Origin of the sequence: Mesoplasma entomophilum (assembly GCF_002804125.1) — a bacterium.
Taxonomy (GTDB): domain Bacteria; phylum Bacillota_I; class Bacilli_A; order Mycoplasmatales; family Mycoplasmataceae; genus Mesoplasma; species Mesoplasma entomophilum.
Window position 1 is genome coordinate 425,703 of the sequence record NZ_CP024966.1, and the last position, 25,484, is coordinate 451,186.

Annotated in this window: 24 protein-coding genes; 2 read left to right on the forward strand and 22 right to left on the reverse strand. The window is 25.3% G+C overall.

Going from position 1 to position 25,484, the window contains the following annotated elements; all coding sequences use genetic code 4:
- Positions 1–4: 4 nt before the first annotated feature.
- The 7 genes from MENTO_RS01890 to MENTO_RS01920 all read right to left on the reverse strand — a co-directional run bounded on the left by MENTO_RS01890 (position 5) and on the right by MENTO_RS01920 (position 10,695).
- On the reverse strand, positions 5–2,557 hold the full coding sequence (locus tag MENTO_RS01890; RefSeq protein WP_099651194.1) for a hypothetical protein: 2,553 nt from the start codon (positions 2,555–2,557) through the stop codon (positions 5–7).
- 87 nt (positions 2,558–2,644) lie between these two features.
- On the reverse strand, positions 2,645–5,266 hold the full coding sequence (locus MENTO_RS01895; RefSeq protein WP_099651195.1) for a valine--tRNA ligase: 2,622 nt from the start codon (positions 5,264–5,266) through the stop codon (positions 2,645–2,647).
- 107 nt (positions 5,267–5,373) lie between these two features.
- On the reverse strand, positions 5,374–8,289 hold the full coding sequence (locus tag MENTO_RS01900; protein WP_099651196.1) for a cation-translocating P-type ATPase: 2,916 nt from the start codon (positions 8,287–8,289) through the stop codon (positions 5,374–5,376).
- On the reverse strand, positions 8,282–8,878 hold the full coding sequence (gene yihA / locus MENTO_RS01905; RefSeq protein WP_099651197.1) for a ribosome biogenesis GTP-binding protein YihA/YsxC: 597 nt from the start codon (positions 8,876–8,878) through the stop codon (positions 8,282–8,284). Before yihA ends, MENTO_RS01900 begins: the two co-directional genes overlap by 8 nt.
- A gap of 9 nt (positions 8,879–8,887) precedes the next feature.
- Positions 8,888–9,424 (reverse strand): hypothetical protein, encoded by a 537-nt coding sequence (locus tag MENTO_RS01910; RefSeq protein WP_099651198.1) that lies wholly within the window; start codon positions 9,422–9,424, stop codon positions 8,888–8,890.
- Position 9,425: 1 nt separating this feature from the next.
- Entirely contained in the window at positions 9,426–10,034 is a 609-nt protein-coding gene (locus MENTO_RS01915) for a hypothetical protein (RefSeq protein WP_099651199.1), read from the reverse strand.
- Between the two features lies 1 nt (position 10,035).
- On the reverse strand, positions 10,036–10,695 hold the full coding sequence (locus MENTO_RS01920; RefSeq protein ID WP_099651200.1) for a hypothetical protein: 660 nt from the start codon (positions 10,693–10,695) through the stop codon (positions 10,036–10,038).
- A 79-nt stretch (positions 10,696–10,774) separates the two neighbouring features.
- On the opposite strand from MENTO_RS01920, the gene MENTO_RS01925 reads away from it, so the two are divergent.
- The gene (locus MENTO_RS01925) at positions 10,775–11,485 is read left to right on the forward strand and encodes a hypothetical protein (protein ID WP_099651201.1); all 711 of its coding nucleotides are present in this window, start codon (positions 10,775–10,777) and stop codon (positions 11,483–11,485) included.
- A 39-nt stretch (positions 11,486–11,524) separates the two neighbouring features.
- Here the strand turns inward: MENTO_RS01925 and MENTO_RS01930 are convergent, their stop codons facing one another.
- From MENTO_RS01930 to holA, 8 genes are all read right to left on the reverse strand, one after another.
- A complete protein-coding gene (locus MENTO_RS01930) occupies positions 11,525–12,133 on the reverse strand; it encodes a short chain dehydrogenase (RefSeq protein ID WP_099651202.1) in 609 nt (202 codons plus the stop codon).
- A 119-nt stretch (positions 12,134–12,252) separates the two neighbouring features.
- Entirely contained in the window at positions 12,253–12,417 is a 165-nt protein-coding gene (rpsU, locus tag MENTO_RS01935; protein WP_011183260.1) for a 30S ribosomal protein S21, read from the reverse strand.
- A 117-nt stretch (positions 12,418–12,534) separates the two neighbouring features.
- Positions 12,535–13,413, reverse strand: coding sequence for an MSC_0882 family membrane protein (locus tag MENTO_RS01940; RefSeq protein WP_099651203.1), 879 nt, complete (start codon positions 13,411–13,413; stop codon positions 12,535–12,537).
- Between the two features lie 8 nt (positions 13,414–13,421).
- Positions 13,422–13,661, reverse strand: coding sequence for a TIGR04561 family membrane protein (locus MENTO_RS01945; protein ID WP_099651204.1), 240 nt, complete (start codon positions 13,659–13,661; stop codon positions 13,422–13,424).
- A gap of 99 nt (positions 13,662–13,760) precedes the next feature.
- Positions 13,761–15,494, reverse strand: a complete 1,734-nt coding sequence (aspS, locus tag MENTO_RS01950; RefSeq protein WP_099651205.1) for an aspartate--tRNA ligase — start codon at positions 15,492–15,494, stop codon at positions 13,761–13,763.
- A gap of 2 nt (positions 15,495–15,496) precedes the next feature.
- A complete protein-coding gene (gene hisS, locus MENTO_RS01955; RefSeq protein WP_099651526.1) occupies positions 15,497–16,744 on the reverse strand; it encodes a histidine--tRNA ligase in 1,248 nt (415 codons plus the stop codon).
- Between the two features lie 100 nt (positions 16,745–16,844).
- Positions 16,845–18,287: a hypothetical protein gene (locus MENTO_RS01960; RefSeq protein ID WP_099651206.1), complete on the reverse strand. Its 1,443-nt coding sequence runs from the start codon at positions 18,285–18,287 to the stop codon at positions 16,845–16,847.
- Positions 18,280–19,239 carry a DNA polymerase III subunit delta gene (gene holA / locus MENTO_RS01965; RefSeq protein ID WP_099651207.1) on the reverse strand — a complete coding sequence of 320 codons (960 nt, stop codon included), beginning with the start codon at positions 19,237–19,239 and terminating at the stop codon, positions 18,280–18,282. Before holA ends, MENTO_RS01960 begins: the two co-directional genes overlap by 8 nt.
- A gap of 137 nt (positions 19,240–19,376) precedes the next feature.
- Between holA and rpsT the strand changes: the two genes are divergently transcribed.
- Positions 19,377–19,622 (forward strand): 30S ribosomal protein S20, encoded by a 246-nt coding sequence (rpsT, locus tag MENTO_RS01970; RefSeq protein WP_011183267.1) that lies wholly within the window; start codon positions 19,377–19,379, stop codon positions 19,620–19,622.
- Between the two features lie 41 nt (positions 19,623–19,663).
- Here rpsT and MENTO_RS01975 read toward each other — a convergent pair whose 3' ends face one another.
- Genes MENTO_RS01975 through MENTO_RS02005 form a run of 7 tightly spaced genes read right to left on the reverse strand, consistent with a single transcriptional unit; the run spans position 19,664 to position 25,476 of the window.
- Positions 19,664–21,697 carry a ComEC/Rec2 family competence protein gene (locus MENTO_RS01975; RefSeq protein ID WP_167372681.1) on the reverse strand — a complete coding sequence of 678 codons (2,034 nt, stop codon included), beginning with the start codon at positions 21,695–21,697 and terminating at the stop codon, positions 19,664–19,666.
- The gene (locus tag MENTO_RS01980; protein WP_099651208.1) at positions 21,663–22,157 is read right to left on the reverse strand and encodes a hypothetical protein; all 495 of its coding nucleotides are present in this window, start codon (positions 22,155–22,157) and stop codon (positions 21,663–21,665) included. Before MENTO_RS01980 ends, MENTO_RS01975 begins: the two co-directional genes overlap by 35 nt.
- 56 nt (positions 22,158–22,213) lie before the next feature.
- Entirely contained in the window at positions 22,214–22,564 is a 351-nt protein-coding gene (gene rbfA / locus MENTO_RS01985) for a 30S ribosome-binding factor RbfA (protein WP_099651209.1), read from the reverse strand.
- Positions 22,565–22,591: 27 nt separating this feature from the next.
- A complete protein-coding gene (gene mtnN, locus MENTO_RS01990; protein WP_099651210.1) occupies positions 22,592–23,242 on the reverse strand; it encodes a 5'-methylthioadenosine/S-adenosylhomocysteine nucleosidase in 651 nt (216 codons plus the stop codon).
- A complete protein-coding gene (locus MENTO_RS01995; RefSeq protein WP_099651211.1) occupies positions 23,242–24,351 on the reverse strand; it encodes a nicotinate-nucleotide adenylyltransferase in 1,110 nt (369 codons plus the stop codon). Before MENTO_RS01995 ends, mtnN begins: the two co-directional genes overlap by 1 nt.
- Positions 24,341–24,883, reverse strand: a complete 543-nt coding sequence (locus MENTO_RS02000) for a tRNA (cytidine(34)-2'-O)-methyltransferase (RefSeq protein ID WP_167372707.1) — start codon at positions 24,881–24,883, stop codon at positions 24,341–24,343. The genes MENTO_RS01995 and MENTO_RS02000 overlap by 11 nt, the downstream gene beginning before the upstream one ends.
- Positions 24,880–25,476 (reverse strand): non-canonical purine NTP pyrophosphatase, encoded by a 597-nt coding sequence (locus tag MENTO_RS02005; RefSeq protein WP_099651213.1) that lies wholly within the window; start codon positions 25,474–25,476, stop codon positions 24,880–24,882. The genes MENTO_RS02000 and MENTO_RS02005 overlap by 4 nt, the downstream gene beginning before the upstream one ends.
- Positions 25,477–25,484 lie beyond the last annotated feature (8 nt).

A 25,484-nucleotide genomic window follows, 5' to 3' on the forward strand; every position in this document is an offset into this window, starting at 1 on the left:
TTTCTTATTTAATTTCTACAATTAATTCAATTGAGTTGTCTATATCTCCGTTTTCACTAACTAAAATAGTTTCAACAATTTCACCAAAATTATCAGTTTTTTGACTCATACCTACAACTATATAGTCTGAGTTATTATATTTTATAATTTCTCCAACTTTAGCAATGTGATCAAGATTTATTGAGTCAATTTGATCAACTTCTTCATCAGATTGTCAGTTTAAGTTATCAATAGTTCCAATTTCATCTTCATCCATTGATTCAAATAGTTTTGAGTATTTATCTTCGACTTCGTCAAGAAATTTTAATGCATCCATTGTTGAATCTTCACGTGCATCATTTAGCATTTCTTCATCTAAATTATTACTTAATAAACTTTCATATTTATCTTCGACTTCATCAAGGAATTTTAATGCATCCATTGTTGAATCTTCACGTGCATCATTTAGCATTTCTTCTTCCAAATCAACACTTAGAATATTTTCATATTTATCTTCGACATCATCAAGGAATTTTAATGCATCCATTGTGCTAGCTTCTTGATCAATACCAGACGATAATGTTACATTTTCAAACATTGTATCATCAACGTCTAATTCCTCAGATTCAAATTCAAATAATGTTCTTTCCTCTTCACTAAAAAATAAATCATCAATTTCATTATTGACTTTTTCAGTGTAACTTTCAAGATTGCTAATTGTTTCTTCAATTTGATTTAATTCTTTTTCGATTTCATGATCAAAGTTTTCATCAATTTCACCATATTGAACTTTATTATCTATTAAATGATTTGCTGATCCATCTTTAACTTCAGTTTCATTGCTTATTTCTTCAATATTATTGTAACCGTTATCGTTAAATTGAGTTTCACTTATAATTGATATTTCTTTTTCCTCAAATGTATTAAATTCAAAGTCTTTTAAACTATCTTCATCAGTTTCTAATAAACTTGCAGTTGTCATTTTTTCTAATTCTTCATAGTCTTCAGTTTTGATTGCATCTTGATCAAAGTCAAAGTTTATTTCATTTTTTTCTTGCATTATATCAGTTGATTTAAATGGCTTATTAAATCCTTCTTTAATATAATCTTTTTCATGTAAAAAATGAACTTTATCTTCTTCTGAATTAAATCTAATTTCTTTGTTAGGTTCTTCAAATGATAATGCTTCACCATCTAATTCATTGTAATCAGCAGTTTGAATTGAATCATCACTTTGTTCATTTAATTCAGCTGTATTTAAGAAAGTATCATCATGTTGTCTTTCTTCTGTTTCATCAAATATAGTTAGTGTATCTTGTTTTAATTCTTTATAGTCTTCAGTTTTGATTGCATCTTGATCAAAGTCAAAGTTTATTTCATTTTTTTCTTGCATTATATCAGTTGATTTAAATGGCTTATTAAATCCTTCTTTAATATAATCTTTTTCATGTAAAAAATGAACTTTATCTTCTTCTGAATTAAATCTAATTTCTTTGTTAGGTTCTTCAAATGATAATGCTTCACCATCTAATTCATTGTAATCAGCAGTTTGAATTGAATCATCACTTTGTTCATTTAATTCAGCTGTATTTAAGAAAGTATCATCATGTTGTCTTTCTAGCGAATTTTCTAAAATTATTAATTCTTCATCTTCAACATATTCAATTTCTCCAAGAATATCAATTGTTGAGTAATCATTAATTTCATCATCAAATAATGCTATTGTCTTTTCATCTTCTGGTAATTGATCATAGTTTTCAAAGATTAAATCATCATTATCTATATTTTCAGAAACTGGATCAGTTTGATCATCACTATATTCTTCATAAAATATTTCTTTTTTATCTGCTTGTAATGTTGAAGAAATAATTTCACTAATTGTTTTTTCATGGGTATTAATGGTTCCACTAGTTTTTAGTTCTTCAAAAGTTGATGTTAAATCAATTAAGTCCTCATCAAAATCTAATTCTTCTGATTTATCAAAGTTTTCACTAATTGTTTTATTAATTGATTCAATCAATTCAGAAGCGTCTTGAGATTGCTCTTCATCATAAGTTGGGATTGTATTTTCTTCTGTAATATCTTCAATTGTTTCATTTGTTAAATCATTATCAACTGTTTCAGCATAGATGTTAGTAATTAAAATCTCTCCTTCTTTTGAAATAACTTCTTCAAAAGCAATTTGTTTTGGTTTTTCTTCCTCTTGTTTTTTTCATAAGTTATTGGATAAAGAATTTAATCTACTGCGTTTTTGTTTGTTTTGATTTATTTTGCTAAAAGGATCTTGTAGGTCTTTAATTAACTTCTCAGTTTGTTTTTCATTAACTAATTTAACATTATTCTTAGCTTCTAAAACCTCAACTCTAGCAACATATTTTTCTCATGCTTGAGATGCATCTTTTTTGTTATCATCAAGTCAAATTAAATATAGTGTATATTTTTTAATATGTTCTTGAGTTGCCTTGTCATAATTTAAAAGTTCCTTATTTAAGATTGCCAATGTTGCATCAGCTGAAAACTTTTGTTTTAGAATGTAATTATTTATTTTATTTATTAAATCTATTGAAATGTTTCTCATATTAACCCCTTTTAAATAAATTATACTTTATTTACAACTGTTTTATTATTTCAAAATAGCAAAAAAAACGGTGTTTTTACCGTTTTTTTAGATTTTACTTAACTTATCTTCGATTAGTTGCAATTGTTGCTTATATAATTCGTATTTTTCTTTTTCTTCTTCAATTTTTGAAGGAGCTGCTTTAGAAATAAAATTATCATTATTCAGCATTCTTTCTGATCTAGTTATTTCATTTTGGAGTTCATTTTTCTTGTTGATTAATTCATTTAGCATTTTCTCTTTATCAATAAAATCATTATTAGGAATTTCAATAAAGAAATCAAGAACTGATAAGCTTGTTGTTTGAGTTAATATATTTTCATTAATTGTTAAATTTGCATTAACAAATTCATTTAAGAAATTATTAATTTCTTTAGTATATTTACTTATGATATCTAAATTACCATTGGTTGCATTTCAATTTAACACTACACTATTTTTAATATTGTTTGTTGCTCTAAATTCTCTTATTGAATTAATTAATTCAATAACAACATTAATATAATCTGTTTCAAAAGCAAATTCTTTATCAAATCATGATTCTTCTAAAATAGATTTTTTCATATCCAATGTTTTGTAAATATGTTCTGTTACAAATGGTAGATATGGATGCAACATAATTAAAATATTTTTTAATAAATAAACTATTGTTTGTTGAGTTGCTTCTTTTGTTTCTAGATTGTTTAAATTTACTTTTGCAAATTCAATGTATCAACTACAGTATGTATTTCAAACAAAATCATATAACATTTTTCCAGCAATCGCAAATTCGTATTTATCAATTAAATAGTTAACTTGTTTTGAAACTTTACTAAATTCAGTTAGAACCCATTTATCAGTTTCATTTAGTGCTGCTGAATTTAAAATCTCTTCTTCAGTTCAAGGCTTAAAGTTTTCTTCTAAATTCATTAAAACATATCTTGAAGCATTTCATAATTTATTAATGAAATTTCATGCTGATTTAACTTTAGCATCACTATATCTAATGTCTTGCCCTGGAGTAGAATTGGTTAATAATGAAAATCTCAATGAATCTGAACCGTTATTAGCAATAACATCCATTGGATCAATTCCATTCCCTAAAGACTTACTCATTTTAGTTCCGTTTTCATCTCTTACTAAACCATGGATTAGAACATCATTAAATGGTATTTGCCCTGTATATTCAATTGTTTGGAATATCATTCTTGAAACTCAAGAAAAAATAATATCATGCCCTGTAACTAATACACCATTTGGTAAGTATTCTTTAAAATATTTTGATTCAAAACCTTCACCACGCATTAATGTAGCAAAAGGTCATAAACCTGATGAGAATCAAGTATCTAAAACATCCTCATCTTGAGTTCAATTTTCAGCATCATTTGGTGCTGTCATTCCAACATAAATTTTTGTTTTATCATCTTTGTGATATCAAGCAGGAATTCTATGTCCTCATCATAACTGTCTAGAAATAGTTCAATCATGAATATTTTCCATTCATTTTTTTAATACTTGATCAAAACGCTCAGGAAAGAATTTAATGTGTTTATCGCTTTCTTGAAGTTTTAAAATCATATCTGCAAAACTATCCATTTTAACAAATCACTGATCACTTAAATAAGGTTCAACAATAGCATTGCTTCTTTCGCTAAAACCAACTTGGTGAATTATAGGTTCTGCTTTAATAAATGTTTTTTCCTTTGTTAGGTTTTCAATGATTTTAGTTCTAGCATCAAAACGATCTAATCCTTCATATTCACTTCCACCCATTTCATTTATTGTTCCATCTTCATTCATACAAATAGGTTTTGCTAAATTATGACGAACAGCGATTTCAAAGTCATTTAAATCATGTGCTGGAGTACATTTCATAACTCCAGTTCCAAACTCTAATTCTACGTAATCATCAGCAATAATTGGTATAGCTTGATTATTAACAGGATTAATAGCATTTTTACCAATAAATGTTTCATATCTTTCATCTTTTGGATTTACCACTAAACATTGATCAGCAAACATAGTTTCTGGTCTTGTTGTAGCTACACTTAAAAATTCATTAGTTCCTTCAATCATATATTTAAAATGATACATAAAGCCTTCAATTTCTTTGTAAATAACTTCTACATTTGAAATTGCAGTTTTTTGAATTGGATCTCAGTTAACAATTCTTTTTCCTTTGTAGATTAAACCCTTATTGTAAAAATCTACAAATATTTCAGTAACAATTTTATTAATGTCCTCATCTAATGTAAATTTTTCCATGCTGTAATCAAATGCTAAACCTAATTTAGCTCATTGCTGTCTAATGATTGATGCATATTCATGTTTTCATTTTCATGCTTGCTCTAAGAACTTTTCTCTTCCTAATTCAAAACGACTAATTCCTTGTTCTCTTAGTTTAGCTTCAACCTTAACTTGAGTGCTAATTCCAGCGTGATCCATACCTGGTAAATATAAAACATCAAATCCATTTAATTTTTTAAATCTAATAATTGCGTCTTGCAAGCTTCCATCTCATGCATGACCAATGTGTAATTTACCTGTTACATTAGGTGGAGGTAAAACAATTGAAAATTTTGGTTTTTTAGAATCTGGGTTAGCTTTGAAATATTCATTTTGAATCCATCAATCATATCTATTTTCTTCAACTATTTCATAACTATATTTAGCTTCTAATTCTTTTTTCATTATTCATTTCTCCATTTCAATATATTAATTTTATAATATTTAGTCTTTAACAAAAAGTAAAATCATATTATTTATGTACAAATAAAAAAAATAATGAGTTTACTTCATTATTTTTTACGCTTTTTATTTTGTTCTTTTACATCTTGATTAATCATTTCAGCAATTAACATTTGATTTTTTTGTCAATTACCAACTGATAAATGATATGAGTAAAATACAATTGCATCAATTAATAAAATTAAGAAAAATGGGACAACTGAAATTGCAAATGCTACAAACATAATTCAAATATTATTACTTGCTCATTTTGCTGTTTCTTTGGAATATCCTACTAATCCTAAAATGTCACTGTTTAATCCAGGAATTGTAATAACTCCAATTGATAAAACTAATGCAAATAAAGATGCAAAAATTAAAGGTTTAGATACTTGTAATTTAATTTTTTTAGATGCTTTTCAATTTGATATTTTGATTAAATGTGCAAAAAATAAAGGTGACATAACTATGGTTATAAACATTGCTGTTCTTCCAAATACGATATATTCATCTAGTAATTTATTTCTATCAATAGCTGATAAACTACTATTCATAATTGCATGAATTTGGTCTAGTCAGTTATTTGAATCTAAACTTATTTTTCCAACATATTCACCTGATTTAAATATATTGTTTCAAGCATTGACGTCTGTAGCCATCATTCCTATAAAGAATGAACCGATTGAACATAATGCTGATAGCACACCAATTTTAATAATAGGGATTATTAATCCTTTTAATAATCCATTTTTACCAACTTGTGGTTTAAGCTTCATTAGAGTGTCATCTAATGGACCCATTCCAATAGCAATAGCTAAGCATGATTCTACAATTAAGTTAATATATAAAATATTTGTTGCTTCTAATGGTGATATTTTAAATATTAAAGAAATAATTAAAATTGACAAAACATTTGCTAAGTTGAATCCCATTAATAAAGTAATTGCTCGTTTAATTTTTTGATAAACGTTTCTTCCTTCATTAACTCCAGTCATAATAGTTGCAAAGTTATCATCAGTTAAAATAACATCACTGGCTTGTTTAGCTACATCAGTACCTGTGATACCCATAGCAACACCAATATCAGCTTTACTTAAACTTGGTGCATCATTTACTCCATCACCAGTCATTGAGACAATATATCCCTTTTTCTGCAATGTTGCAACAATTTTAACTTTGTGTTCTGGATTAACACGAGCAAACACTCTTATATTGTCAATGATTTCTTCCAGTTCTTCATCAGACATTGTATCTAATTTATCTGATGAGATAACTTGTTTAGCGTCATATGCTAATCCTAAATCTCTAGCAATTGCTAAAGCAGTAATGGCATGATCACCTGTAATCATACATACTTCAATTCCAGCAGCATGAGCTTCTTCAATAGCTTGAACAGCTTCTTTTCTAACTGGGTCAATCATAGCAACAGCTCCAATAAAAGTAAGTCCTTTTTCCTCAAACTTTTCATTTTTAACTTCTTTGTATGCAAAAGCTAAAACCCTTAAAGCATCATCACTTAAATTAGTACTTGCACGCATAATTTCATTTTTATGTGATTCAGTTAATTTAATAACTTCGTTTTCAATCATTATATGATCACAAATACTTAACAATTGATCAATAGCACCTTTAGTAAATGCTAATGATTTTTTTCCAACAGTATTTAATGTACTCATCAGTTTTCTTTCACTATCAAAAGGTATTTCGGCAATTCTTTCAAATTTTTTACGATAAACTAATTCATCAACACCCATTAATTCAGCAAAGTCAACTAATGCTAATTCAGTTGGGTCACCAATTCTTTCAGTTCCCTCAGTAATACTATCATTGGGTAAAACTAATGCTTTTAACAATAATTCTTTTTGAATGCTTTTATCTAAATCTAAATATTCATTAGAATCCATTATTCTATTGTTATCAATAACTTTTTTAACAGTCATTTTATTTTGAGTTAAAGTACCAGTTTTATCTGTACAAATAACATTAACTGATCCTAAAGTTTCAACACTAGCTAATTTTTTAACAATAACGTTATTTTTAGCCATTCTTTTTGTTGAAAAACTTAATGTAATAGAAATAACAGCAGCTAATGATTCAGGAATAATTCCAATTGCTAAAGTAATAGCAACCATTAAGTAACTTGCTCAGGCTTCAAAACCACCAACTAATGATAATAATAAAAATACAAGAATACCAATGAAACCAGCAACACAACTAATTAGATATCCAAATTTGCTAATTTTTTTCTCAAGTGGAGTTTCACTTTCTTCGTTTTTGTCAATTGCCTCTGAAATTTTCCCAATTTCAGTGTTTAATCCAGTTGCAATAACAATCCCAACAGCTCTACCTGCAGTTGTAAACGTTGACATGAAAGCAATATTTGTTTTTTCAGCTAATATTGTAGTTTCTTTAATAGCTTTCTGAGATTTTTCAACAGGCACAGATTCACCAGTTAAAATTGCTTCATCAATCATGAAATCAGCTGATTCAATAATTCTCAATTCAGCAGGCACATATTTTCCAGCTTCAAGAACTACAATATCACCAATTACTAAGTCAGATGCATCAATTTCTTTTTGGTTATGTTCTCTTAATACAATTGCTTTTGGTTTAGAAAGTGATTTTAAAGCATCTACACTTTTTCTTGCTTTTACTGTTTGAACTGTTTCTAAAACAGCATCAACAATAACTATAAGCATAATAACTATAAAGTCAATAAACTCATGAAAGCCTATTTTTTGACCAGGCGATGAAATTAATGGCGCTACAACTGAAATAACAGCAGCAAACATTAATATTAGTTGTAATGGTTCAAGAAATGCATGCAAAAATGTAACTCATCAAGGTGTTACTTTTGCAGTTGGCAATTCATTTTTGCCATTTTCTAAAAGCCTTTTTGCAGCTTCTTCTTCTGTTAAACCTACTCTTACGTCAGTATCTAACTTATTTTCAATCTCTTTTATCTGACTACTCTCTCAACTATCCATTTTCTACCTCTATTAATCTAATTAAAGCATCATAACTTTCTTTAATATTTATTTTATCTAAATTTGAAACTTTAACAAACACATCATTTTGATTAAATTTCAAAGTTTCTTTTATTAATTTTTCATTTTTGACGATTTCATTTCTTTTTAACTTATCCAACTTTGTTCCAATCATTAATACTGGAATATCATTTGCTTTCAAAAAGTCATACATTTGAATATCATCATTTGTTGGTTTATGTCTTAAATCAACTAACATACAAACTAGTTTTAGGTTTTCTCTTGAGGTTAAATAATCTTCCATCATAATACCAAACTCAACTTTCATCGAGTTAGATATTTTAGCATATCCATAACCAGGAGCATCAACAAGTCTAAAACTACCATTATTTATATCAAAAAAATTTAATAATCTTGTTTTACCTGGTGTGTTAGCTACTTTTGCTAATTTTTTCTTATTTGCTAATGTGTTAATAAAACTAGATTTACCTACATTACTTCTTCCTACAAAACAAACTTCTGGGATACTATCTTCAATTCATCCAGACTTATTTGCTGCAGACTTTATAAATTCACTTTGTTTAAACATATTTACCTCCTATATAAATTCTGTTTTTATTTTTAATTCAGTTAAAAAATCTTTTAACTCTCAGTGATATGAAACCTTTATGAAATCATAACCTTCAGCTTCTTTAACTTTGAATATTATTTTTTTACGATTAACATCATTTTTAATAACTTCAATTTCTTCAAATTCAAAAACTTTATTTCAAATAACCATTTTATTATTTTTAACAACTACATAAATTGATTTAATTTTGTTTTGAATCAAAGTTATTCAAAGAATTAACATTAGCATGTAAATAATACAAACAACTGATTGTATTAAAATCAATGTATTGCTCATTATTATCAAGCAAATAATTGTTAACACAACAAAAGCTAAACTCATCAATAATATGCAAATAAAGAAAATCAAACAGATATTAAATATTTTTTTATTTTTGTAGTGTTTACTTTCTTGGTTTATTAATTTCTTGATTTGATTAAAATATTTATAGTCTTTAGCAATTATATAAAGTGAGTACGACATTAGAAATATAGTAATTATTAAAGGAAACATAATTATTTTCATACTAATCATTCTCCATTCTAAAACTTGTAATAATAGAATTTAATTTTAAATCATCTGTAACAAAATAAATTTCTTCATTTTTTGTTTTTAAATAAGTTGCTTTTAAATATTCTCCACCAAAGTTCAAAATGAAATATTCTGTTAAAAGTATATTCTCTAATTTTATAATTTTGAACTCTTTACCATCATCTAAAACAATTCTTTTATTACTTATATAAATAAGTGATTTTTCAAGATCATTTTGTTTTGGTTTAAATTTAAATAATGAATAATTTTTCTTTAAGTTCTTAATGTATTGATCATATTCATCATCAAATTCTTTTTTCTTGTTTTTTTTAATTTCAAATTCATTATAAGAAACATTTAATTCATCTATAAAATAAACATTTTCATCTTCTGATAGTTTGAATTTTGTTTTGATTGGTTTTAAACTTTTTAAAACTTCTGCTTCATTTTTTTTATACTCTGCTATTTCTTTCAAATATTCATCATTAACTTTTTTATAAGGTTTATGTTTAATTGAATACATATAAGCTAAAATTCCTACAATTAAAAGTATTAATCCATATAAACCTATTATGCAAATTGCAATTATAAATTTTGAATCCATTTTATTCTTCTTCAAAATCAATTTCGTATTGTGATCAAATATCAATTAAATTAATTAATGATTCAGCTTTGTTTAGAATTGCTAGAATTTCATATTTTTTTTCTTCACTAACAGTTCTTTCAATTTTTAGTAAATTAATCATTAATTTGCTTGCTTCTCTTAAATCATTTAAGTTACTTTCATCAGTTGCAATTTTTAAAACTTTCATAAATTCATTTTCATTGTCATAAATATTTTTCAATTTAGAAATAGCTTCTTTGTAAATTTTGTTAACTTGTTTAATTATTTCTTCTTTAAAAATTTCTAAAATATTTTCTTGAGTTACAACAATATCTTTTGTTTCAACTAATTCTGTAAATTTAAATAAAAATTCATCAGCTGCTAAAAAATCACTCATCGCTGTTGCTATTTGTAAATCAGAAACTATATCGAACTCTTCCAAATGATTTAAAGCTTTAATTTCTGATAACAATTGTTTTTCAAGACTTTTTAATTTTGTTAACAATTTAGCTAAATCTTCTAATTCTTCAACTTCATTTAAATCATCTAAAAGAAAAGTTAGTTCCTTATTATTTTTCAATTCTGCTTCAATGTTCTCTAAACTTGAAATGATAATAGCCAATCCTGGTTCTAAAAAATCAATTTCGATTTCATTATTCATATTCTTTCTCCCTTTTAAAAGTATAATTTTATTTAATTATACCTTATAATATAAAAAAGAATAAAATAGAGGAGTTATAATGATTCAAATTTTCAAGTTAAAAGAGTTAAATGAAGCTGAATTATCACATTTAGAAGAATTAAATTCATGATGAGATAAACCAGTAAATAAAAAGTTACAAAAATGTAAAATATTTATTACTAAATTTGGATTGCAACCAAATGATTACATTACTTTTGACAGTATAAATGAAGTTAAGTTTAATGATTTTATTAAAGGTATTAATAACTACTTAAATTTCTATACACCTAAACTAAAAACTATAGTTAGTGAAAGACATGCTTTTAAAAAGTTTGATAAGTCAATTATTAATTATATGCAACTAAATGGATATGTTGCTTCTTTAAGTACTATAGCTGCGTTTTATACTGAAAAAGTTGATTATGATCTAAATAATTTTAATAAAACAGAAGCAATTAATTTTGCTAATATAGTTTTACTAGATAAATGAAATAAATTTAAAAAGGAAGTTCTCGTAACTTTTGGTGGAAATGAAATAATTAAGGATGTTATTAAAGGGATTTTTGAAAATGAAGTTGTTTATGATGGAATTTTCTTTGATTCAAGGGTTATTGTTAACACAATCGTTAAATATGCATCAAACCTATTAAAGCGAACTGAAATAACTGAAAAGCAATTTTTAAATATCATGTATTTGGCTTATCTTCAATCAAATTATATTGAATCCTTCATTTATATTTATAAAGGTTTTACAATCAATTTAAAATAAAAAGAACTATTAGTTTTAATTGCTAATAGTTCTTTTTTACTAATAAACTTTTATCTCTTGGCCGTTAACATCGCTTTCAATGACATCAATAAATGCTTTTGCTGCTTTTGATGCTGGCACTGATTTTACACCTTTAAAATATTCAGCATATTCAACCATTGATTCATCAAGCACACTTGGACTAATACAATTAATTCTAATATCTTTTTTAGTATCAAATGCAGCTGCTTTTGCAAATGCAGCAATAGCACCATTAGTTAAAGCATACATTGTTCCCATTTTAATTAATTCATCTTTAATTACACCAGCAATTAATGAAATACTTCCCTTTACGTTTAAATATTTGCTTCCAATTAACACCATGTTAACTTGACCTAACAATTTACTATTTATTGAGAATTTTATATCATCTTGAGTTAAATCTTCCATTGGTTTCATTTCAGCTGAACCAGCAGCATTAACTATGTGATCCACATTACCTATTTTCGCAAACATTGCCTCAATACTTTCTTCTGAAGTCATATCTACATGAACATCGCCAGTTTTTCTTCCAGCTGTGATTATTTCATAAGAACTATCTTTTTCTTTTAATTGACTAACGATTGCTGAACCCAAAGTTCCACAACCACCTAAAACTAATATTTTCATATCTTTCTCCTCTATTGCTTTTAAATAAATTATATATTGAATTTTAATTAATAACTAATATTAGAAAGAATATAAAAAAAAGATGCTTATAAGCATCTTTTAGCATTTATTGCTAATTATTATTTATATTTACGGTTTTGTTTTTGTTTGTAAATTCTTTTTTCTTTTTTACTTAGGTGATATTCACGTTTTCTAGCTTCAGCTTTATTAGATGATGCTACTTTTTGAAATCGTTTAAGAGCTTTTTCGATTGATTCTCCCTCGTGTACGATAATACTTGCCATTTTTTCAACTCCAATTCAATAAACTATTAATATTTTATCTCAAATTTAGTACAAATTACAAGACTTTTAATAAAAAAATATTATTTAATGAAATTTATTAAGAATTAATTTTATTTTCTATAAGAATCATCAAAGTTTTTTATCAGATTTTTTTCTCATGATAAAGTAAGGAATAAATATTACAAATAGTACAATTGCTAATATTGTAAAGAAAACTAGCATACAAAATTTATTTGCAGCTTTTTTTAAAGCTAGTTGCTGATCAAGAGGAATTATTTCATATCCATAAAATGAATCAATATTACCTTTTCTTGAATAATTAAACATTAGTGAAAAAATTTGAATAACAGCAGTTAATGATAAAACTATAATAAAAATCATTATTTCTGAATCTAAACTAACTTTATCTGATTTATTAACTAAAAATAAAATCAAAGTTGTTAAACCACCGTATAAATAGATTCCAAAACATGTTCAATTTAAGTAAATATGTCTTTTAACTATTTTTTTGTAACTTTTAATTATAAAGAACGGAATTCTTTCCTTTCCCATTAATAAATCTGTTTTATATCCTTTGACATCAATCAAGATATGCCTTAAATCAATTAAAGCTATTACCATTACTATTAAACTCAAAATTAAAATGCTTATCATAATTGCCGCACTTGGAACCAATTCAGGTTTAATCTTTAAAAAATTTTGACCATCTTGAAGTTTAATATAATTTAAAGCAATAAAAAATGCAGAAACTAATGAACAAATAATTGATGTAAACATTAAAAAAGCAATTTTGTATTTTTCCATCTTAATTTCTTTAGCTATTCTTTTGTTTACATTAACTGCTTCTAATTCCTTTTTTGTAAACTCAGGAGCTATAGCAATAAATTTTTTGTCGCCAAACGCTAAGTTATTAGAATTAACATAGTTTGGATTTTTGATTTGATTTTGTTCATTCGGATTTTGCTGATTAGCACCATTCATAATATCATTGTTCATTGTTTATCTTACCTTTCTTTACTTTTTGTTTCTCTAATTATTGAGTTAATTTCTTCATCAATTTTAATTTTTTCAAGTTCTAAGTTATTATTACTTTTATCTATTTTTGTTTTTGTCACAATAAACTTTGTTAAATAAATAAACAAAGATAATAAAAGAAGTGATGCAAAGAAAATAAAAATAAATAAAAACGGAATTGGCTTACCAAATATAACTAAGGCATTTTCTATATCAAATATTCCCTTCATAGCATTCTCCTTTAAATAATTTTATCATTTTTTAGTTTTAATTGTTTTTTAGTTAAAATACTCTGTATTAAATAAAAAACTAAACAATTGATGTTTAGCTTATTTTATTGTTTTAATACTTAATTCTGTTAATTGTTTATCTTCTACATAACTAGGTGCATCATTCATCATATCAATTCCTTTTGAATTTTTAGGAAATGCTATAACATCTCTAATTGATTCTGAATTAGTTAATAACATAATTACTCTATCAATACCAAAAGCAAATCCTGCATGGTTTGGCGCTCCATATTTATATGCATTGATAAATCAACCAAAGTTTTTTTCAATAGTTTCATCATCTAATCCTACTGCTTCAAACATTCTTTGTTGAATTTCTGAGTCTGTAATACGAACTCCACCGCTTCCAAGTTCAAATCCATTTAATACTAAGTCATATGAATCAGCAATTGCATTTTCTTTATTAGTTTCAAAATCAGCAATTGATTTAATATTTGGCATTGTAAATGGATTATGAGCTGCTACATATCTTTCTTCTTCATCACTTCATTCGTATAATGGGAAATCAATGATTCATAATAGTTTATAGTCATTAGGATCTGTCAAGTTTAAGATTTCAGCTGCTTTATTTCTAACAGCACCTAACATATCTGATACTTTGTCATATTTACCAACATTTAACAAAATAGTTGCTTTATCTTTAATATCAAATTTTTTTACTATAGCTTCTTTTTCATTATCTGATAAACTTGAAGCAATTGAACCACTTCAATTTCCGTTCTCAAATTTGGCAAAAGCTAAATTGTTAAAGTTTTTTTGTTTTGCAGTTTCAGTTAAAGCTTCTAACTGTTTTTTACTTAGCAACTCTTCAACACAAATTCCTCTAATTGATAAGTTGTTTTCTTTAAACCCTTCAAATAATTTAATTTCAGTTTTTTCAAAAATTTCATTTAATGTATTAATTTTTAAATCAAATCTAATATCTGGTTTATCACTACCATACAAATCTATTGCTTCTTTAAAAGGCATTTTAATTAATTTTTCTTTAAAGTCTATTCCTTTAACTTCCAAGAATATTTTTTTAATTACTTTTTCAATTTGATCTTGAACTTCTTCAGCTGTAGCAAATGACATTTCCATATCTAATTGAGTAAACTCTGGTTGACGATCATTTCTTAAATCTTCATCTCTAAAACATCTAACAATTTGGTAGTATTTATCAAATCCACTAACCATTAATAATTGTTTATATAATTGAGGTGATTGAGGTAAAGCATAAAAAGTATTTTTGTTTAATCTTGAAGGCACTAAAAAATCTCTTGCTCCTTCTGGTGTTGATTTACCAAAGTACGGAGTTTCAACTTCAACAAAATTATCAGCTTCAAATTCTCTACGAATGATGCTGTTAACTTTTGCTCTTAAAAGCATATTATTTTGAATTTTTTGACGTCTTAAATCTAAATATCTATATGACATTCTTGTCTCTTCTGAAACTTCTACATCATTTTCAATGACAAAAGGAGTTAATTCACTTTTATTGATTATTTGAATTGTATCAGCATCAATTTCAATTTCCCCAGTAGCAATATCTGTATTCTTTGATTTACGCTCAATAACTTTACCTGTTATTGAAATTACATATTCAGGTCTTAAGTTAGCAATAAGTTCTTGTTTGCTTTCGCCAACAACAATTTGAGTAATTCCATAAAAATCTCTTAAATCAATAAATGTTATTTGACCCATTTTACGAATTTTTTTGATTCATCCTTTTAAGGTTACTTCTTGATTTATATTTGAAATGTTTAATTGATTACAATTATGTGTTCTTTTCATTTTTATTTTTTCCCCTTTAAATATTTAACAATATCATTAAATTTTACTTCTGTTGTTTCCCCAGAAATTTGATCTTTGATTGCATAATTATCGCTATTAATTGAATTTTCGCCAACAATGACTATATTCTTTGCATTCATTCTCTCTGCTGATTTAAATCCTGCTTTTAAGTTTTTAATATTTCAGTTTGTGTCAACTTTCAAGTTAGCACTTCTTGCTTCTAGTAAAAGTTTATTTGTTAAAAATTGAGCTTCATCAGATAAAGGAATAATGAATAGATCTAATTCATCTTCATCTGATACTTTTATATTTTGATCTTTAAGAATCATCATTATTCTTTCAATCCCAATTGCAAAACCACTAGCAGGCAAACTTGGTCCACCTAGTTCTTCAACTAAATTATTATATGAACCACCAGCTATAATAGCTTGATCTGTTTTAACATTTTTAAATTCAAATACTAAACCTGTGTAATAATCTAATCCTCTGACTAAGTTAAAGTTTATTTGTGTTTCAATTCCAAGTTCTTTTAATTGAATAAATGTTTTGTTTAATCTGTCGTTATTTTCTTGACTCGCAAATTCAAACATTTTTGGAGCATCAGTAAATTTATTTCCGTCTATTTTACAATCTAATACACGTAAAACATTTTTATTAATTCTTGTTTGACAATCTGAACATAAATCAGTAAATGAACTTAAGTATTTTTTAAGTTCTGCTTCATATGTTTTTCTTTCATCCCCACTTATTAAATAGTTGATTTCCACAACTACATCTTTATCAATTTTTAGTTCGTTTAAGAATGATTGACCTAGTGAAATTAATTCAACATCATGGCTTATTGAATCAATGCCAAATGTTTCCACACCTAATTGATTAAATTGTCTATATCTTCCAGCTTGAGGTCTTTCATATCTAAAAATAGGTCCTATGTAAAATGTTTTATAAGGTAAATTTTCTTGAATATATAATTTATTTTCAATAATTGCTCTAACAGTTGGTGCTGTTCCTTCAGGTCTTAAAACATATTCGCGACCTTTGCGATCAGTAAATTCGTACATTTCTTTACTTACAATATCGCTTGAGTCTCCTACACCTCTAACAAATAATTCTTTTGATTCAAACATTGGAGTAATAATTTCACCATAATTAAAAACATTTAGAACTTTTCTAAATTTTTCTTCTACTGCATTTCATTCTTTTGAATTATTTAAAAATAAATCTTGTGTTCCCCTAGGTTTTTGAATCATAAAATCTCCTTTTGCTTTAAATATTATAACATTTTCATTTCTGAACAAAGAATATGCATTTGCAAAATAAAAAAAATGATAGAAATCTATCATTTAATTATTATTTTTGTTCATCCTCGTCAAATAGTGAAGAATCGATTTCATAATGTTTTCCTTGCATTGCAGCCATTGTTGCGTTTGCTTGTTCAGCTCTCGCTTTCATAATTTTTTGAACGTCTTTTTTTGGATTAATGATAACTAACATTATAGCTCCCATTAAAGTTAAAATTGATGAAACAAAAGCACATATTGAAAGACTTGTAACAACTTTTAATTGTGAAGCATAATTTAATGTTAATTTTGCAATAAAATCATCATAGTAGTTAAAATCATTAATTGGTATTGGATTTGTTTCTCCAGCTAGTTTGATTGATAATGAACCATAAGAATTTCATTTTTTCATAACTAAATCATTTGATATTGAACCAGCAGTTTCAAATAAAAGGAAAAATACAAATACTGCAACAATTAATAATGTGAATCCACTTACTCTAAATTTCAATCTTGATGCATCCTGTTTTTTTCAAAATGTATAGCCTATATAACCAAATCATAACAAGTAGAAAATTGCGAATATAATAGAACCAATATTTGTCGTTGACTTAGCGAAAATATCAACATTTGTTGAAAAACTTGGAACTTTTGCGTTTGCACTTGTTGTTACTATTCAATATTCAAATCCAGCTTCCCATTTTGCTTTAGGTAAAAGAACATGAATTAATGAACTTTGATTTTTATAATCTAAGTCAACTCTTACAGTGCCTACATAAATAACTAGTGTTACATAAAAAACTATTGTAATTAACATAAGTAATGTAAAACATTTTTTAAGTATTGGCATATACTTAGGTTTTGTTTTAAAAGGATAGAATTTTGGATTTAAGAAAATGTTTTGAGGCATATCCCCACCCATGTTACCACCAAAGAAATTTTGTTGTTGATTAAAATTTTGTTGTTTGAAATTTTGTTGATTTATATTTTCTGAATTAGTTGTTTTTTTATCTTCAGAATTAGTTTTTTCTTTTTCTGCTTTTTCCTTAGCTTCTTTTTCTGCTTTCTCTTTTGCTTCATCAGCCAATTTTTCATCCATTTTTTTAACAAAGTCAGCTGATAATTTACCATTTAATTCGATATCTTCAATTGTAAATAACTCTTCCTCATTTGTTAATGTTTTTCTTGCTGTTTTATAGTTTTCACTAATAAATCCAACAACGCGTGAATATTCAGCATATATTTCTTCACTATTCATTTCATCTTCAGGTACTTCAAATCTATTTGAAACTTTTGTAATTTTTACATAAGCTTTAGCAAATTCAGCAGCGATCTTTTTACGATTATATCTACATTTAAATTTATCACTTTCTAAAAGTAGTAATAAATCAATTAATTTTATAACTTCTTTTCTAAAAGCTTCATCTTTTCTTAAATAGTACTTTAATTTATTGTTCTTGATAACATTAAACATTAAATGTGAAATACTAATATAAATCTTTTTATTATCCATTTTTATCCTCCATGTTTTTTATAAATTGATATTCAACTATATTATCTTTATCCATAGTGTTATTTAAAACGCCTTGTTGAATAGAATATAATAATTTAATTTTATCATTTAATTTTTTAATGTTAAGTTTATTTGATAGTGCAACTTTAACTCTATAGGGGTGAGCCTTAGTTATTTGAACTATTTCATCATTTCTCATGCCTTGCTGTCTCATAACATTCACATCTCTAAAGAAAACAACTGTTGAGCTTAATAGGGCTACCAATTTTGATATATCATCATTCAATAATAAATAATCTTTATATAATTTTAAAAATATTTTTGTTTGATTATTTACAAAGGCGTTTGATAATTCAAAAATATCATTATCAATGTACTTAGTTAGGTTATTTTTAATATCTTCAAGTGTAATTAGATCTGATTCTATATGAGAAAGTTTTGTTAATTCATTTGTTAATGTTTGCATATCCTTTGGAATTGATTGAAATATAAATGCGGCGTCATTATCTGTTATTGACTTTTCACTTTTTGTAAAAAATGCCTTAATATAATTTAAAACTTCATTTTCTTGCATTGGTTTAACATTTGTTACTTCCAAATTTTCTTCCATATATTTAACTAATTTTAATCTTTTTGATATTCTTTCATTATTCAAAGTGAAAATAACTATATTATCTGTTTTGCTTTCAAGAATTTTGTATAAAGCTTCTTCTGAATAATTTTTGTGCAAACTTATTTTCTCTTCAGTTGCAAATCATGCATCACTTATTATTAATATTTTTGGCTGGCCAAATAATGAAAACGTATTTAAGGTAGTATAAATCTCAGATATATCATTGTAAATTAAAGAATAATTTTCAACTTCATAATCTTTTTCAGTTAGTAATCCTTTAACTAGTTTATTTACTGTTTTTGTTAATAAAAAATGATCTTCTGAATAAATAAAATACATGCTTACCTCCACAAATGTTATTCTTATTTTATATCAATGATTAGATAAAAATGTTTAAAGAATAAAAATGTTTAATTTTATCTAGTTATTTGTTATAATCTAAATTGTACTAAAAATTATATAAAGGAGTTGAAATTATGCCAAATATTAAATCACAAAAAAAACGTGTTTTAACTAACGAAAAATCAAGAGCTTCAAACAAAGCGATTAAATCAGAAATTAGAACAGCGATTAAAAAAGCTTTAGCTGCTAAAAAAGATGAAGCTACTGATGCAACAGATTTAATTAACCACGCAGTTAGTTTAGTTGACAAAGGTGTTAAAAAAGGTATCTTAAAACCTAATAAAGCTGCAAGAGAAAAATCACGTTTAATGCAAGCGTAATTCTCAACTAAAAAGAATAATGTAAGGCAACAAATGTTGCCTTATTTTTTTACGACTTTTAAATTTTTGAACATTACAAAAAAATTGTTATTTCCATTTGTTATGTAATAGTTAATTTTCAATCTTTTCAAAGTGTTTATTGTTTCTTGATGAGGAAATTTCTTATTTCCTCCTTCATTTTCTCCGCTAATTAAAGCTATATCAGGGTTTATTAAATTAATAAACTCAACGCTTGAACTTGTTTTACTTCCATGATGCCCTATTTGCAAAATATTAACTTTTCTTAAATTTAAAATATATAAGAAATCTATTCTGTTAATTAAATGATTTTCTGTTTCTTTTTCTGCATCTCCCATAAAAACAGATCTTATATTGCCTACATCTACTATTAAAACTAAACTTTTATTATTTTCTGAATTAGCATTGGGATTAATGAAAACATTAATCATTACATTCTTTATTTTGATACTATTAGCGAAATCATCGTTTAAAATAATTTGTTTTATCTTAAAATTTTCTTTTAAACTAAATAAATTATTATAATGATCCTCATGCGTATGCGAAATGAAAACAATGTCAATTTTATTTATTCCTTCGTACCTTAAGAAATCACTAACTAAATCTGAACTTCTTTGTTTGCCTACTCCAGCATCAAATATAATAGTTATGTTATTCCATTTATTGTGATAAACAAAGCTATTTCCATTCCCTACATTTAGCATTGATAAATATTCGCTAGGCTTTAATAATCAAAGTAAGCCTCATGTGAGTACAAACAATGTTGTTCAAAATAATTTTATTTTAATTGTGACTAAATTAGTTGATAAGCTAATTGACATTATAAATCCTAATACTAAAAATAAAATGTTAAAACTTCCTATATTTCTAATTAAACTAAAACTATTAAATGCTGAAATTATTAATAGCAATACATTATATAAATTGTTTAATAGATTTTTATCAACAAAATATATAATTGGTGTTAATAGATAATAAATGCTTATTATAGGTGAAAGTAAAATAGCGTAAAAACTTGCTGTTACATTTAACTGATATGTAAAATAGATATTTAATATATTAAACAGAATATAAAAATATAAAAAAATTCAAATTTTGTTAACTTTCTTATTCATTAATGAACTAAAAAGAATAATTAAGTTAATATATCAGAAGCCTGAACTTGAAATAAAGTTTGGAAATAATAAAATTAATCAAATCATAACTATTAAATTTTTAAGTTCTTTTTTGTCTTTTAGCTTTTTAAAACTATTTAATATTTGGTTAAACAAAATTCTAGTCATAATTAATGGTCAACATGTAAGATAGTTTCATACAAATAAAATAAACATTAAAAATATTATTACTTTTTTACCTATTAATTTTTCCAATAATTTAAAAAATAATACTATATTTATTAAGTTAAAATTCATTAAAAACTTCAAACCTAAATTATTAAGATTAGAAATCAGTAAGTCAGATGAATCTTGTTTATTAAGAAAAAGAATATTTATCAATGCGTGGGCATTATTAAGTTTAAAAAGTTTATAAAATACAACTCTTATATTAAAATTATTTAATTGTTCTATGTTTGATACTTTTAATTGATACCTAACATAATCCTTCATTAAATAATCTTTAAAGTCAAATTGATAATAATTAGCTGTCGAATTTATTTCAGAAACATTACCTGTAATTTTTACTTTCATTCCAACAACATAGTTATTTTGTGTTGCTTGAACATAGAATTTGGAGTTTTTAATTTTCACAATAATATAATTAGTTTTACATTTTATTACTCGTCCTTGTTCTTCTATTACTTGATCTTGCTGAAAAGTATTTGAATTTCAGTACAAGTAAATTAAAAGTAAAAATAAAGCACTAATTATTCAAAAAGCTATAAATGCTTTTTTATACTTTTCTTGTGTATAAATAAAATAGATTAATAACAATATTGTTAATAATAAGTAAATTACTTCTTTTGAATATATAAAATTATAAATAGTCACAAGTGAAACCAAGAAAGCAAAATATGATATTGGTTTAAAATGTAATCAACTTAATAATCCCTTTTTCATATAAAAATTTGTCGTTTTTAGATTCACAGAATGATTTCACCTCACTTTCAATAATAGAAGAAGGTTTTGACTGGTTCAAAATTAGAAACAATTCAGTATTTTCAACATGACTTAAATTGAAAACTAAAAGATCATTTATTTTTAAATTAGTGTAATTTATTTTTTCCACATAATTTTCTTTTATATCAAGAATTATATAATCTGTATTGAGTTGAATTTTAATGGGTTCAAATCAATTTAAATTACTATTAATATCTTGAAATTCCTTTCAATAGTTTTTATATTTATTTTTAGGTAATTTTTTAGGATATTTAAAGTCATCAATTGTTGTTTTAAATTCATATCTCATTTCAAATACAAACATTTCTTTTTTACTTAAGTTATCAAAACTAAAAATACTTGTTATAAAAACAAGAATTAAAATTACAATTGTAGCTAATATGTACTTAGTCTTTTTCATACTAGTTATTAATGAAAAAATAAAAAAAAATCTACCTAAGTAGATTAATTATTGAATTATTTATTTACTTTATTTAGAATTTCTTCAATTCTATTAGCATTTTCTAAACTTGTATCATATTCAAAAAATAAATCTGGAACAGTTCTTGTATTTAGTTTATGTGCTAATTTCATACGAATTGTTTTTTTGTTGTCTTCTAATTCACTTGCTATTAATTCTTTTGTTATTTCTTTGTTTAATGGTAAGAATGATCAATAAATTTTAGCTATTTCACTATCATTTGTTAATCTTACTTCAGCGATTGAAAGAGCTCTTAAAATGTCATTTTTCATTTCTCTTTCAATAATGATTGTAAGTTCTCTTAAGATTGTAGCTTCTTTTCTACCTTTAATTTTGTGATTTGCCATAAATCCACCTCGAGTTCTATACTATTATTATAATATTTTTTTAAGTATTTCCAAAATTTCTTTTCCTGCAATTTTAATAAAATCATTAAATTGGACATTATTTGCATCTTTTTTTCCAATAATATCACTTACAATTTTAATTACACTAAATTCCTTTTTAAATAAATAAGCAGTTTGAGCATAGGCAAAACATTCCATATCTAAAATGCTAATTTCATCATCAATCTTTTTTACTAAAGAATTTACTTGATCAATCGAGTGAATAAATATATCAGATGATGCAATATTCTTAATTTTTGCAGAATCAATTTTATTCATTATTTTTTCTTTATTTGTTTCATAGTATTTTGGCATTCTTGGAACTTGTCCATATGCATAACCAAAAACTGTTGCATCAGCAACACTATTATAAACTTTATCAACAAGTATAATATCACCTTGTTTTAAACTCTTATCACAACCACCACTAGTTCCAATATTAATTATTGAATCAATTTCATATTTAGTTAAAATATATGCTAATTGAGCTGCTGAATTAATTAATCCAACACCTGTTATACAAAACATAATTTCTTCATTTTTATAAATAACAAATTTTTCTTCATCAATTTTTTTTAAATTATAAAACGCTATTGAATCTTGTAATTCCTCATGCATAGCTCCAATTATTAATTTCATTAATTATCTCCTTTTACGTAAAAGTTATATGTTTTTAAAAGCTTATCTCCAATAGCTTCAATTCCATGAGTTTTAATTGCTACATCATATTGATTTATTAATAATTTAATAAATCCTGTTTTTAAATCTTTAAAACATTCTTCACGAAAATATTGAACATCTTCATAATCACGTTCAACACTAATTTTGTCTGCACAAAAAACTATCATATCTAATGTTGTCATTTCTTCACAGCCAACTGTATGGTTATAAACTGCATTAATAATTTCTTCATCATTAATTAATCAATCATATTTTAAATGAAATGCTCCAGTGTATGAATGTCAAACTGGTTTTGGTTCACCAAGTAAAGCTTTTTCATACTTAGTTAAGTATGCAATTTGTTTTTCTTCTGATCATCTCTTTGTTATATCATGCAATGTTCCAGCAACTTTTGCTTTTTGTGGGTCAATATTGTTTAATTCAGCTAATTTAGCAGCCATTTCTCCAACGTTTAAACAATGTTGATATCTTTCCTTATCCATAAATGGTTTCATTCTTATATCAAGATATAACAAGTGATAATTAATATAGTCATTAACACTTGGAGTTAATAATTTTAAATCTTCAAGTTCTCTGATTTTAGTTGAACTTAAATAATTATTCTCAAAATGATAAATTGGCAGATTGTATTTTTGTGCAACCTCTTTTTTGTAATCATTACTTCTTTCAAAAACAATAAAATTAACCAAGCTAATTAATTCATCAAAATTATTTCATTCTTCTAAACGATTTAAATTATCAGAACCTATTACAAAAGAAAAATCATAGTAAGGATACATTTTTTTAAAATGAGAAACAGTTTCATAAGTTGTTGTTACTCTTTGATTATTCATTTCAAATTGATCAATTTTAATGTAATTTTCATTTTTAAAAATTAAATTAAGTAAATTAAGTCTTTCTTCGTTTGATGTTTTAGTTGAAGATTTAAATGGATTCAAGAAAGTTGGGATTATTCAAACCTCCTCAAAACCTAATTTATCATGACATGCTTTAGCCATATTAAAATGGTCAGTATGAACAGGATCAAAACTACCACCAAAAAGTGCTATTTTTTTATTATTTTTCATCTTTTCATCTTTCACTCATAATGTAATCTTTACCTTTTTGAACTTCGGTTTTACTTAAAGCTGGATAATCTCATTGTCTTAAAATTTCATACGTTACAATTCCAACAGTATTAGCTACATTAATGCTTCTTGTTTGAGGTGACATTGGCAGTCTAAAAGTGTTTTGATAATTATCTTTTATTATTTGTTTTGGAATCCCTGTTGATTCTTTACCAAACATTACAAAAACAGGTTTTTCATAAGAATTAAAATCAAAATCACTATGAGGTTTTTCTCCGTATCTTGAAATACAGAATAAATCAATACTTGGATTTTTTTCACAAAAATCTTCTCAGTCATCGTATAACTCATATTCAACTAAATCAAAAGTACCTGCACTTGCACGATTCAATTCTTCCTTTTTGAATATAAAACCTAATGGTTCAATAATATGTAGTTTAGCATTAGTAGCAACACATGTTCTAATGATAGCTGCAACATTTTGAGCTATTTCTGGTTCGTATAAAACTATATTAACTTGTCTTTCCATTATTTAATTTCCTTTTCAATTATTTTCTTAATATCATTTAATGCATATGCTCTTGCAGAACAATTTATTTTTTCATCTTCAGTTAATTCAGCACAATAAACATTAAATGGTTCTGGTTTAAAAATATAGTCATAACCAAAAGTATGATCTGACACTTTTAATTCTTCTCCCATAACACCTTTTGTAACACCTAAGGCTTCAAAACTTTCATTTTGATTATAATTACAAATTACAATTGCAGTTTGCATGCTCATATTTTTGTTATCTGAATTTTCTGTTTTTTTCATTATCATTTTACATATATCTTTAAAATCAGTTACTGGATATGCTCATCTTCTTGAATAAACTCCAGGAAAACCATCAAGCGCATCAAAAAAATAACCAGTATCATCTCCAATAGCTCAGCCATTAATATATTTTGAAAGTGCTTCAGCTTTAATTTTTGCGTTTTCTAATAAAGTTTCACCATTTTCTTCTGGTTCAACATATTCTGGTAAGTCTTTAACACTTTTTATTTCATAACCAGGTAGTAACATTTTAAATTCTTTGATTTTACCCTCATTATTGGTAGCTATTCATAATTCTTTTTTATTCATGACTGCCT